Raw genomic sequence first — 11962 nt, 5'->3', positions numbered from 1 at the left:
CATTACCCACGCAAGAAGGTTAACCCTCTCGTTCGTCATTCGAATCGAGAAGGCCAACATAACAAACGATAGGCGGCGAATTATTTGGCTTTGGTCAAGCCTGTAAGGGGCTTGATACAAAAACGGGGCGCATTGCGCGCCCCGTCTTGTCAGGTGATGTTGGCCGTTGCCGGCTCGTCCAGCCCCATGGCGTGCAGGCGGGAGTAGTAGCCCCCCATCGCCAGCAGCTCAAGGTGTGTACCACGCTCGACAATTTCGCCGTGATCCATGACCAGAATCAGGTCGGCTTTCTCGATGGTAGACAGACGGTGCGCAATCACCAAGGTGGTGCGACCCTTCATGACCTTGTCCAGCGCGGCCTGGATATGCCGTTCGGACTCGGTATCCAGCGCCGAAGTGGCTTCATCGAGGATCAGCAGCGGCGCGTTTTTCAGCAGCGCGCGGGCAATCGCCAAACGCTGGCGCTGGCCACCGGAGAGCAGCACGCCGTTTTCACCGACTTCGGTGTCGAGGCCCTTGGGCAGCTCGGCGATGAAGTCCATGGCGTAGGCATCCCGCGCCGCTTTCTCGACGTCTTCACGCGGCGCGCCAGCCAGGTCGCCGTAGGCAATGTTGTTGGCCACGGTGTCGTTGAACAGCGTCACGTGCTGGGTCACCTGGGCCACGTGGCGGCGCAGGTTGCGCAGGCGGTAGTCTTCGATTTCCACTTCGTCGAGGAGGATCTCGCCGGTCTCGTGGTGATAGAAGCGCGGGATCAGCGCGGCGAGCGTGGACTTGCCACTGCCCGAACGCCCGACCAGCGCGACCATCTGGCCTGGCGCGGCGGTGAAGCTGATGTTCTTCAGTACTTCGCGCTCGGTGCCGGGGTAGGTGAAGCTCAGGTTGCGCACGTCCAGACGGCCGCTGACCCGTTCTTTCTCGACGGTGCCGGTGTCCACTTCAGGCTCGACATCCAATTGCTCAAAGATGCTTTCGGCACCCGCGACGCCCTTCTGGATGGTCGAACTGACTTCCGACAATTGGCGGATCGGCTTGGGCAGCAGGCCCGCCGCGGTGATGTAGGCCACCAGGTCGCCGGCTGTCGCATCGCCCCGCAGGAACAGCACCAGGAACATCAGCGCCGCCATTGCGGTGTAGATCACCAGTTGCAGCATGGGCGTGTAGACCGCGCCGGTCTTGGTCATGCGCATCTGCTTTTCGGTGTTGCTCATGCTCGCCTTGGCAAAGCGCTGCTCTTCGTAGGTTTCCCCACCGAAGCTGCGCACCACGCGGTAGCCCTGGATCGTCTCCGAGGCCACATGGGTCACATCACCCATCGCCACCTGGATTTTCTTGCTCTGCTTGCGAAATTTCTTGCTGGTGCTGCCGACCATCGTGGCGATGATCGGCAGGATCGCCAGCATCACCAGGGTCAGCTTCCAGTTCATCCACAGGAGGTAGCCGAACAGGAACACCACCGTCAGGCCTTCGCGGATCACGACCTTGATCGCATCCGTGGCAGCGCCAGTGACCATGGTCACGTTAAAGGTGATGCGCGAGATCAGGTGCCCGGAACTGTGGGTATCGAAATAACGGTTAGGCAATACCAGCAGTTTATTGAACAACTGCACCCGCAGGTCGTGGACCAGGCCCAGGGATACCTTGGCCAGGTAGTAGTTGCCCAGGAACGAGCCGAGGCCCTGCCACGCAGCGATCAGGACGATCAGCAGCGGCACGGCCATCAGCAGTTTCAGGTCCTTGAGGTACGGCACGTTGGGGAAAAACACCACGTCCGGGTTGCTCAAGCCGTCAACAAAGTATTTGAGGATCCCGGCCAGCATCGGCTGGGTGGACGCGAAAATCACGAAACCGACGATGCTCACCAGGAACATGCCGATGTAGGGTTTCACATAGCCCAGCAGCCTGAAATAGATTTTCAGGCTGGATTCCTGTTCCGCTTTGGGCGGTGCGTCACTCATTGTCGAGCTCACTGATTAGGTAGGGCGGCAACTTTATCACAAGCATCGGGTTTGGCCCGAGCCCAGACCAAAACACTGGCCAGCGCCACCGGCAGCCAGGTGATGAACCATTCGGCCCGAGGCGTACCGGTGAGGCTTGCCGCATCGAATTGCATCGCCAGCGTGGAAAACACCCACATGCCGATGATGCCTTTGCCGTACCGGGTGTCGCGCACCTTCCAGGCTTGCCACAGCACACCGAGCCACACCGCGCACCACAGGAGCAGACCCGGCAGGCCGAGCTCGATGGCCACGTGGGTGAACAGGTTATGGGAATGGTCAAAGCGGTGATCTTCCCATTGCAGGAAGTAATCACCGCCCAGGCCCAGGCCGGTCCAGGGGCGCTCGCTGATCATCTGCATCGCAGCCATGAAAATCTGCGGGCGGAAGGACGCGCCGCGGGACAGCATCAACGACTGCAGGGACACAAACACCACGATTGCCGCCAACGTCGCCGCGATGGCAATCACGCTGCTGCGTCGGTCGCGGCACCACAGCGGCATTGCCACCACGCTCAGCAGCAAGGCCAGCACGGCACCACGGCTCTGGCTCGCCACCACAAACAGGCCGAGCAAAGCGACTGCCACCAGGCAAGCCACCTGCGTCCAGCGGCCACGCGGCACCCAATGCAACATCCACACGGCCGCCAAGCCAATGACGTACGCGCCGAGGATCGGGTGCGACAGCTGCCCCAGGCCCTCAATGCGGGCGTGCCAGACGTTGCCTTCAAGGCCATAGAACTTGATCATCGCCAGCAGCGACGACAAGGCCAGACCAAAGCCACCCCACTGCATCAGGCGAATCACCTGCTGGGTCTGGCCTTGGGCAAGTACCGGGAAGAACAGCAGGAACACACCGATATAGAGCAGACGCTTGGCTTCACGGGAGCCGTCCTGGGCATTGGTCCAGAACAGGCTGATCAAGCCCCAGGCCGCCAGCAGCCCAAGCGCTACGATCGTCCAGCGCTGAGTGCGCCAGACGTGCTTGAGCTGTTCACGGGCAGACCAGGCAAACACCATGGCCGGCAGCCATAGAAACAGTGTCAGCCCTTGTTGATAGATCTTATTGGTCGGCGCGAAGGCGATCCCCAGCAAAAACCACAGCAACCCGAAACACATCCACCCTCGCGCCCAACGACTTGCTTGCATGCCCGCTCCTAAAACGGCCAACCTGCCAACCCGGCATGGTTAAAACCCAAAACTTTCGGCATCATTACCGATTATTGTGCCCGCGACTCCTACAAGGCTTTTTGACGATGCAATGTTCAAGGCTTCCCCAAGCCACTTTAAATACGATGATTGCCGGCGCCAAAATCCTCGAGAAGGACAGCTACGGCCCCAAAGTCTACCTGCTGGCAGACGGGAACATCCTTAAACTGTTTCGCCGTAAGCGGTTTTTTTCTTCTGCGATGTTTCGTCCGTACTCCAAGCGCTTCATCGATAACGCGCTCGGGCTGCAAAAACGCGGTATTCCCACCCTCACCGTGCTCGACAGCTTTCAACTCGACGCGCCGGGCATGACTGCCGTGTTGTACCGGCCCCTGCCGGGCGAGACCTTGCGCCAGATCGCCAACCAGGAAGGCTTCGACTGGGAGCAGAACCTGGAACCGCTGGTGGCGCTGATTCGCCGGCTGCACGCTGCCGGCATCTACTTCCGCTCGCTGCACCTGGGCAATATCGTCGTGACGCCGGACAACCAGATGGGTCTGATCGACGTGGCCGACCTGCGCTTCCTGCGTGCTCCGCTGAGCCCGGCGCTGGTCAAGCGCAACCTGCAGCACTTCGCCCGTTATATTGCACGGGAGAAGCTGAACGAGCGCTTTCCGATGCAAGCGCTCGAACAGGCCGTGCTAGCGCGGTGAAAGCAAACGCCGGGCCGTGGCAGTGAAGTCCTGCCAGGCCTGCTCCGGCGCAAGCGCCTGCAACTGAGCCTGCACCGCCGCCTCAGGGCCCGCGGCAAAGGCCTGCTCCAGCAGGCGCGCCCAGGCATCAGCATCGTCAGACGGTGCATACCAACCGGCGCCAGCCAATTGCTCGCGGAACACCGCCAGCTCACTGGTCAATACCGGCACACCGGCCATCACCGCCTCTTGCACGATCAGCCCCAAGCCCTCCGCCGACGAGGGTATCGCGACCCAGTCAAACGCGCGGTACAGGGTGGCCGCTTCTGCCAGGTGCCCCGGCATATAGACTTTGCCGCGCAAGCCAAGGCGTTCGACCAGCGCTTCAAGGTCCGCCCGCGCAGCGCCTTCGCCAACAATCACCAAGCGCGCTTCGGGTTGATGCGTGGTCACGCCAGCAAACGCTTCCAACAAGCAAGCGAAGCCCTTGCTGCCCACCAATCGGCCAACGGCGCCCAGCACCGGCGCATTGCCCGGCGACAAACCCAGACGCGCACGCGCCTGCTCACGCGGCAGCGTCGCCGCCCGAAAGGCGTCAGGGTCGAAGGCACTGCGCAGGACCGCCACAGGCCGCTGCAAATCACACTGGAGCGAGTCGGCCAGGGTCTGTGACACCGCCGCCACCGTCAGCCGCGATTCAGGGAACTGCTCGAACAGCGTGCGATCGGAGCCGCGCAGCCGTGTCATACCATGGAACAGCACCACGGCACGTACCTCGGGCAGGCTCTTGAGCACCGGCAACAGCACCCGCGCCACGCCGACGCCATCGAGCAGCACCACCTTTACGTCCCCAGGCAATGCCCGCCGGAAACGCGCCTGCATAAGCGGCACCAGCAGTTTCCAAACGTGCCGCCCCTTGAGCTGGGCAGACGAGAGGTTCCACTCAACCGCCCCATCGCCCGGCTGCGCGCCGCCCTGGAGCAACCAGGTGTGGATGGATGCACCGCAATCGATACTGCCAAGCACTTGCTGATGCACCTTCTGCACGGAAGCGAATGCAGAACCACCAGCCCACATGACGTTGAGAATGCTCATTGATTGATACGGACCTTCTGCAAGCGTTCTGGAAGCGTGTTCGTAGCTCAACCGAGCAACCAGCCGACGGCGAGGCCCAGCAGCAGCACTGCGCCCAACTTGATCCGCTCGCGACGCTTGCGCCGGGCCTTGTTCAAGCGCTCGGCCGAGGTCGATACATGTAACCCGAAGCCGGTGTGCAGCACCGCGTCACCCTCAAGGGTCACGGCCGTCAAGTTCAATTCGGCATACCGCCGCGACAAGCCCTTCTCCCCTTCAAACCCTGCATACGGCGCACACAACAGATATTCCTTGATCCGACGCAAACCGGGGTTCAGGGAAAACGCCTGCCATTCCGGCTTGTCGGAAATCAACGGATAACACGGCACTGCACCGATCAACTCACGCGGCCCCAGGCGGATATAGGGGCTGTGTACCTGCAAGTCATAGACAAAGTTGCGCAGCCACACCTGGAGAACGTCCGGGCGCAGCTCCAGGATCGTCTTGGAGTCCTCGACAAACCCCGGGCGATAGAACTCCCAGTCATCTTCACAGTGGAAAATGTACGGCGTCTTTACCGAAGTGTAGGCCAAGTCGATAGAGGCCAACTGGCCCAGCTTCGGGCGGTTGACGAAGAACGTGCAGTGTTCCCGCCAATGGGCCGGAATGGCCTGGCGCACGGCGTCATCACCGGAGTCCTCGGTAATGAACACCTCGCGGATATCCGCCGTATTGAAGGCATCGAAGCTCTCAAGCGTGCGCTTCAACAGGTCAAAGCGGCCGCAGCTGGTCACGACAAGGGTGATGTCGCTCTGTTCGGAAAATCGCACGTTGGCACCAACAATAAAATGGCCGCTTTCAACGACCAGACGAATGTTACACGCCCAGTTTCAGGCGCAACTTTTCCAGCAGACTCAATGGCGCACGCGGGCGCAACGGCGGCTGCAGCACTTCAACAATACGCTGGCCGATACGTGCAAAGCTGAACTGGCGGACAGCCAACTCCTGGCCATTACGCGCAATCTCTGCCGCCAACTGAGGGTTGGCGCGCAGCTCGGCGAGTTTTTCCTGCAGCTGCGGGATGTCTTTATAGAACACCACGTTGACCTTGTCTTCAAAACCCAGGGCCTGGTTTTCCGCCTCGCCCTGGTCATACGCCAGCAGCACACAGCCACAGGCCATGGCCTCGAAGTTCTTGATCATGTACTCGCCCATGCCCACATCGGCACTGACGAAAAAGCGGATCCGGTTGAGTGTCGCGCAATATTCCTCGCCCGACTTGGTGCGCGTCACCACCAAGGGCTCGACCTGCGCCAGCTCATCAAGCAACGCCTTGCGCCCACTGTAGGCCACGCTATTGGTGCTGCCGACAAACGCCAGCTCGATGTCGCGCTCACGCTCCTGCGGCTGCAACAACGCCTGATCGTAACCCTTGGGCACGAACACCGCGTCAAAACCTTCCTCACGCAAACGCTGCGACACCATAAAGCCCGAGCTGATCACCCGTGCCCAGGGCAAACGGCGGTAATGGGCGCTGAATTTTCCGGTGTACTTGCACGGAATGTAGTTCTGATAGGCGTCGTGCTCGAGGATCACCAGATTGGGGATCGTGCGGATAAAACCGGCCTGGCGGATCTCCTGCTTGAAGCGCAGGAAGAACACGATGCGGTCATAGCGGGTCACGTCAACTTCACGGCGAAAGTAACCGCGCAGGTTGCGCTGCTCGGCGCTGCTCAACCAGCGGGTATCGCATTCGCAATGCTCGGCGATGCCGTCGTAAAGACGGTCGAGGATGGCGCGCTGTTCTTTCTGCACCAGAAATAAAACTTTCATGCTCTTCCTTTCACAGGTCACAAACGCCAGAACAACTCATGTCGCCGCACCGCCTTGCGGAAGAACTCGTTCTCCCCGTAAGGCGAACGCGCGCGCCCGGCCAGTACTCGCTGCAAGAGGCGTCGGACTCGCCGCTTGAAGGGCGGTGCCGGTTGCAGGTCATGCATCATGCCCAACGCCATGGCCTTGTCGCGCTGTTGCGCCAACGTCAGCGGCAGGCTGCACGGATGCAGCTCCTGGGTTGCATCGAACAACGGCGGCAAGGCAATGCCGTTGCCCGCATCGCCCATGGGCCAGCGGTCGTTGTCATGCAGATGGTTGGCGTAGCCCAACACCGTGGTCGGCTGCCACTCCAGGCCTTGCAAGGCTTGCATGACGGCGCTCTGCGCACAGATGTGATCGGGGTGCGGGTCCAGCGCCGAATACGGCAGCACGATCACTTCCGGACGTGCCATCAACAGCACCGCTCGCAGGTCGGCCAACAGGTTATTCCAGGTCGGCAAGCCGTCGCTATCCGCGGGCAGCGGGAACGGGTTGAATTGGCGGAACGGCCGCACATCGCTCAGCTCGGCTTCACGGGAGGCGAAGGGCTGGTCCGGCGCGGCCTGCATCGCCTGCAATTGCAGGCAAAAATAGCCCAGTTGCACGCAGTGCGCTTGGGGCACGCCGGCCCACAGCGGCACGGCGATGCTGTCCCAGGCGCGCAGGCGGCCCTTGATACGCGCGGCTTCGACCGCGTCCAGGCCCATCTGCTGATAGTGTTCGGCTTCGATTTCGCCCGCTGTGAGGGTAACGATCCAGGGTTTTTCGGCTTGGCTGTAGAGCCCGAAAGCAGCCAGCTCGGCATCGTCGGCGTGGGGCGCGATGACCATCACGCGCTGTGTGCGGTAATCCGGCTGGGTCCAGGCCCAGAGGCGCGGCGTGCCAAGCAGGCGACAATGACGACCGCGCAGCTGCAACTCGCTCAGCGCCAAACCGCTGAGATTGAGGTAACGCACACCGTTGACGCCACGTTCGAAGGTTTGGCGGTCGTCACCCAGTGCAATGCTCGGATCGAGAAAGCGCCCAAGCCAGGTGCTTTTGACGTTGATCGCCAGCACCAGCGTGGCGTCTGCGGCGACCGGCTGGTCGAGCAGCAAGCGCCCGTTTTCCAGACGCACACCGGCCAGCTCGGCATCGGCCGAGAAGCGGTATTGATAGTCTTCGTTGGGTGCGTAAAACAGGTGGTCGGCAAACCACGCTTCGTGAGCGACCCAGGCCAGCACGGCCAACAACAACGGCAACCACCAAGCCACCAGGACGCCGATCGCCACCAGCAGCAATACGCCGACCATCAGCACCACGCGCTTGTTGCGCCGATGGCGCTTGAGCAATTGCTGTTTGCGGGTCATACGCACAGTACCTGCACAGGGTTGCACCAACGGTCCTTGTACTCACGGTCGGCGCGACCGAAGGAAAACCGCAGCGGCTTGCCGACTTCACGGGCCTGTTCCCAGGCACTTTGGGTATTGAGAAAACTCAGCACGCTGCCAGGGCTGAAGGCGCGGGTTTCAGGATCGACCCCGCCGTTGACGTATTCCACGCTGATCCACTCTGGCGATTCGACGCGATACACCAACTGGATCGCGATGGGCGCGTCGTTGAGGAAGATCACCGAGCCGATCAGCCACTCGCGCAGCAGCTCGATCACTTCCGCCAGACGTTCGGCCCCCGTGGCGGTAAAGCCCCAGCGGCGCAGGAACAGGTCGCAGTAGATACGCGCCAGCTCAGCGCTGGAAAACTCGCTGACCGGCCGCACCACGCCGCCCGCCTCTTCCAGCAAGCGCAGTTCGCGGCGCTGGTTGTAGCGAAATTTCTTCGACAGTTCTTCCGGGGTACGCGCCATGGCCAATTGCTCGGCCTGGGGCTTGAGGCCGCTGAAACGGCCTTCGTTGAGCGTCGACAGGTAACGCGCACGCTGGCGCAGCGGCGCCTGCGCATCGGCGGCGGCCGGCAGGATCACCTCGGCGTTGCCTAGGTCAAACAGGCCTTTCTTGCCGCTGCGCTTGAGCACTTCCTTGGACAAGGCCAGGTCGCGCCCCCAGGTGGCAATGCACGCCTTGAGTTCACCGGCCTGTTCCCACGCCAGGTAACGCACCGGAATATCCGCCAGCCCGGCCAAGCGTTCGATCACCTGCGGATGCGTCGCGACGCTGCCGCCAAAACGCTGCCAGGCCTCGCTGTAGGCAGGCGCATCGACGACGGACCAGCCACGCTCGCGCCAGCCTTGGAATCGATTGAGCATCAAGCCCTCGCGGTCAGTTCAATAACGTGTGGCAGTTGCCAGAAAGCATCGCGCACCGCCTGGTCCGAGAACCGCGCGTGCAGGCGCTCCAGCATCATCTCGGCGCACTGGCGTTGCTGCTGTTGATCCATCGCAGCCAGGTGCCCCAGGCCTTGGGCCAGGTGCTCGGCATCGCCGAAAGGAAACAGGATGCCCACGCCTTCGACCACTTCCTTGGCACCACCGCAGGCCGTGGCCAGCAACGGTACGCCAGCGGCCATGGCTTCCAGCAGCACCATGCCGAACGGTTCGTGGTCGGAGCTCAGGGCAAACACGTCAAATGCACGGAAATAGCGGCGCGCATCCGGCACCTGGCCGAGGAACCGCACCTTGTCGGCAATCCCCAGCTCGCGGGCCAGTTCCTTGAGGTCCTGCTCCAGGCGGCCGGTACCGAGAATCGCCAGGCGGCTTTCGCCGGGCAACTGTGGCAAGGCCAGGGCGAAGCCCTTGAGCAGCGTGGCCTGGTCCTTGTCCGGGTGCAGGCGGCCGACGTTGCCGACCACCCATTCATCCGGCGACAACCCGAGGGCATCCCGCGCGTCATCCTTCGAGACTTGCAGGGCCTGCATGGCCTCGACATCAATGCGGTTGTACAAAGTCTGGATACGCGCCGCCGGCCAACTCGGCAGGCAACGGCGGATGTCGTCACGCACAGCGTCGGACACCCCCACCAGACTCAAGCGCTTACGGAAAATCGACGCAAACAGGCGGCGGCCACGGCGCTGGTAATCGCCAAACGCGTGGTGCACACCAATCACCTGCAAGCGCGTGGCGAGCAAGGCGACGTAGATCGGCTTGGCGCGGTGCGCGATGCAGAAGCTGAAATTGCGCGAGGCGGCAATCTTGCGCATCTCGGCGATGGCGCCCAGCTTGAGGCCACGAATGGCCTTGGAGCTGAATTCCATGAACAACACTTCATCGGAGGCGCAACCGGCCGCGACTTCAGGGTCGGCGACCCCGGTGAGAAACACGGTGGTCACCTTGTAGCCAGAGCCTGCGAACAGGCTGGCGTACTGACGGGCACAATCGAGGAACGGCCCGTCATAGCCGTGGCAGAACTGCAGGACGTGGCGATCAGCCGAGCGTGTCATAAGGGTCCACGCCGTCCTTGACCACCAGGATGTCTTCCATGATCAGGTATTGCAGGTCCGAACCGAAGAACATGTCCAGCGCGTCTTTCGGCGAGCAGATCATCGCTTCGCCACGACGGTTGAGCGAGGTGTTCAGGGACACGCCGTTGCCGGTCAGCACTTCCAGCTCTTTCATCATGTCGTAGTAGCGCGGGTTGTACTCGCGCTTGAGCACCTGGGCGCGGGAGGTGCCATCTTCATGGACCACTTCCGGCACGCGGGTCTTCCACTCTTCCGACACTTCAAAGGTGAAGGTCATGAACGGCGCCGGGTGATCGACCTTGATCATCTGCGGGGCCACGGTGTCGAGCATCGACGGGCAGAAAGGCCTCCAGCGTTCGCGGAACTTGATCTGGTGGTTGATGCGGTCAGCCACGCCGGTGGCGCTTGGGCAACCGATGATCGAACGACCGCCCAAGGCACGCGGGCCAAACTCCATGCGGCCCTGGAACCAGGCCACCGGGTTGCCGTCGACCATGATCTTGGCGATGCGTTTAGGCATGTTCTCGATCTTGCGCCATACCGGCTTGCTCTCGTGCTTGGCGCACGCGGCAATCACGTCTTCGTTGCTGTAGGACGGGCCGAGGTAGACGTGTTCCATCTTCTCTACCGGTACACCACGGGCGTGGGACACGTAGGCCGCCGCGCCAACGGCGGTGCCGGCATCGCCGGACGCCGGCTGCACAAACAGTTCCTTGACGTCGTCGCGGGCAATGATCTTCTGGTTCAGCTTCACGTTCAGCGCGCAACCGCCGGCGAAGGCCAGCTTGCCGGTGTCCTTGAGGATGTCGCCCAGGTAGTGGTCGATCATCTGCAAGGCCAGCTTCTCGAACAGCGCCTGCATGCTGGCCGCGTAGTGGATGTACGGCTCGTCGGCGATGTCGCCTTCGCGCTTGGGACCCAGCCACTCGATCAGTTTTGGCGAGAAGTAGAACCCCTTGCCCTTCTCTTTGTAGCGACGCAGGCCGATGACGTTGGCGTAGTCGGTGTTGATCACCAGCTCGCCATTTTCAAAAGAGGCCAGGCGCGAGAAGTCGTATTTGCTGGCGTCGCCGTACGGCGCCATGCCCATCACCTTGAACTCACCGTCGAGCATCTCGAAACCGAGGAACTCGGTGATCGCGCCGTACAGGCCGCCGAGGGAGTCTGGGTCGTAGAATTCTTTGATCTTGTGGATCTTGCCGTTCTCGCCGTAGCCGAAGAACGTGGTGGCGTACTCACCTTTACCGTCGATGCCGAGAATCGCGGTTTTCTCCTGGAAGCCGGAGCAGTGGTAGGCACTGGAAGCGTGGGCCAGGTGGTGCTCAACCGGTTCGATCTTGATTTTCTTCGGATCGAAGCCCAGTTGCTCCAGGCACCAGACGATCTTGTTGCGATAGCGTTTGTAGCGACGGTTGCCCATCAGGATCGCGTCAAGGGCGCGGTCCGGGGCGTACCAGTAACGCTTGGCGTAGTGCCAGCGCGCCTCGCCGAACAGGCTGATCGGGGCGAACGGGATCGCCACTACGTCAACGTCGGAAGGCTTGATGCCGGCTTGCTCCAGGCAGAACTTCGCCGATTCGTAGGGCATGCGGTTCTTTGCATGTTTGTCGCGCACGAAACGCTCTTCTTCGGCGGCCGCGATCAGCTTGCCGTCGATATACAAGGCTGCGGAAGGATCATGGCTAAGGGCGCCGGACAGGCCAAGAATCGTCAATGCCACAGGGGTCTAGCCTCTTTTAGTCTGCATGCAGGCGGGTTACGCCGCGAAAAAGTGTGCTTCCCG

10 protein-coding genes are annotated in these 11962 nt (G+C 61.8%); 1 reads left to right on the top strand and 9 read right to left on the bottom strand.

The window, feature by feature from the left end:
* Nucleotides 1-149: 149 nt before the first annotated feature.
* Together msbA and DBR46_RS06725 are read right to left on the bottom strand one after the other, a co-directional pair.
* Nucleotides 150-1958: a lipid A export permease/ATP-binding protein MsbA gene (msbA, locus tag DBR46_RS06730; RefSeq protein ID WP_124525520.1), complete on the bottom strand. Its 1809-nt coding sequence runs from the start codon at nt 1956-1958 to the stop codon at nt 150-152.
* A gap of 8 nt (nt 1959-1966) precedes the next feature.
* Nucleotides 1967-3145 carry an O-antigen ligase family protein gene (locus DBR46_RS06725; protein ID WP_124525519.1) on the bottom strand — a complete coding sequence of 393 codons (1179 nt, stop codon included), beginning with the start codon at nt 3143-3145 and terminating at the stop codon, nt 1967-1969.
* Nucleotides 3146-3291: 146 nt separating this feature from the next.
* On the opposite strand from DBR46_RS06725, the gene DBR46_RS06720 reads away from it, so the two are divergent.
* On the top strand, nt 3292-3858 hold the full coding sequence (locus DBR46_RS06720; protein WP_177414004.1) for a toluene tolerance protein: 567 nt from the start codon (nt 3292-3294) through the stop codon (nt 3856-3858).
* Here the strand turns inward: DBR46_RS06720 and DBR46_RS06715 are convergent.
* The 7 genes from DBR46_RS06715 to DBR46_RS06685 are packed head-to-tail and all read right to left on the bottom strand — an operon-like array spanning nt 3847 to nt 11899.
* Entirely contained in the window at nt 3847-4932 is a 1086-nt protein-coding gene (locus DBR46_RS06715; RefSeq protein ID WP_124525517.1) for a glycosyltransferase, read from the bottom strand. The two genes, DBR46_RS06720 and DBR46_RS06715, sit on opposite strands and share 12 nt — an antisense overlap.
* A 47-nt stretch (nt 4933-4979) precedes the next feature.
* The gene (locus tag DBR46_RS06710; RefSeq protein WP_124525516.1) at nt 4980-5741 is read right to left on the bottom strand and encodes a glycosyltransferase family 2 protein; all 762 of its coding nucleotides are present in this window, start codon (nt 5739-5741) and stop codon (nt 4980-4982) included.
* Between the two features lie 46 nt (nt 5742-5787).
* A complete protein-coding gene (locus DBR46_RS06705) occupies nt 5788-6744 on the bottom strand; it encodes a glycosyltransferase (protein WP_124525515.1) in 957 nt (318 codons plus the stop codon).
* A 17-nt stretch (nt 6745-6761) separates the two neighbouring features.
* Entirely contained in the window at nt 6762-8135 is a 1374-nt protein-coding gene (locus tag DBR46_RS06700; RefSeq protein ID WP_124525514.1) for a PIG-L deacetylase family protein, read from the bottom strand.
* On the bottom strand, nt 8132-9028 hold the full coding sequence (locus DBR46_RS06695) for a GNAT family N-acetyltransferase (RefSeq protein WP_124525513.1): 897 nt from the start codon (nt 9026-9028) through the stop codon (nt 8132-8134). Before DBR46_RS06695 ends, DBR46_RS06700 begins: the two co-directional genes overlap by 4 nt.
* Nucleotides 9028-10158, bottom strand: a complete 1131-nt coding sequence (locus DBR46_RS06690; RefSeq protein WP_124525512.1) for a glycosyltransferase — start codon at nt 10156-10158, stop codon at nt 9028-9030. Before DBR46_RS06690 ends, DBR46_RS06695 begins: the two co-directional genes overlap by 1 nt.
* Entirely contained in the window at nt 10142-11899 is a 1758-nt protein-coding gene (locus tag DBR46_RS06685) for a carbamoyltransferase (RefSeq protein WP_124525511.1), read from the bottom strand. Before DBR46_RS06685 ends, DBR46_RS06690 begins: the two co-directional genes overlap by 17 nt.
* Nucleotides 11900-11962: the final 63 nt, after the last annotated feature.

The organism is Pseudomonas sp. KBW05, assembly GCF_003852405.1.
GTDB lineage: Bacteria > Pseudomonadota > Gammaproteobacteria > Pseudomonadales > Pseudomonadaceae > Aquipseudomonas.
This window is presented reverse-complemented; position numbering and strand designations above follow the sequence as displayed.

Coding starts and splice junctions, on each gene's coding strand:
- msbA (WP_124525520.1), bottom strand. CDS start 1,958: ATGAGTGACGCACCGCCCAAAGCGGAACAGGAATCCAGCCTGAAAATC.
- DBR46_RS06725 (WP_124525519.1), bottom strand. CDS start 3,145: ATGCAAGCAAGTCGTTGGGCGCGAGGGTGGATGTGTTTCGGGTTGCTG.
- DBR46_RS06720 (WP_177414004.1), top strand. CDS start 3,292: ATGATTGCCGGCGCCAAAATCCTCGAGAAGGACAGCTACGGCCCCAAA.
- DBR46_RS06715 (WP_124525517.1), bottom strand. CDS start 4,932: ATGAGCATTCTCAACGTCATGTGGGCTGGTGGTTCTGCATTCGCTTCC.
- DBR46_RS06705 (WP_124525515.1), bottom strand. CDS start 6,744: ATGAAAGTTTTATTTCTGGTGCAGAAAGAACAGCGCGCCATCCTCGAC.
- DBR46_RS06700 (WP_124525514.1), bottom strand. CDS start 8,135: ATGACCCGCAAACAGCAATTGCTCAAGCGCCATCGGCGCAACAAGCGC.
- DBR46_RS06695 (WP_124525513.1), bottom strand. CDS start 9,028: ATGCTCAATCGATTCCAAGGCTGGCGCGAGCGTGGCTGGTCCGTCGTC.
- DBR46_RS06690 (WP_124525512.1), bottom strand. CDS start 10,158: ATGACACGCTCGGCTGATCGCCACGTCCTGCAGTTCTGCCACGGCTAT.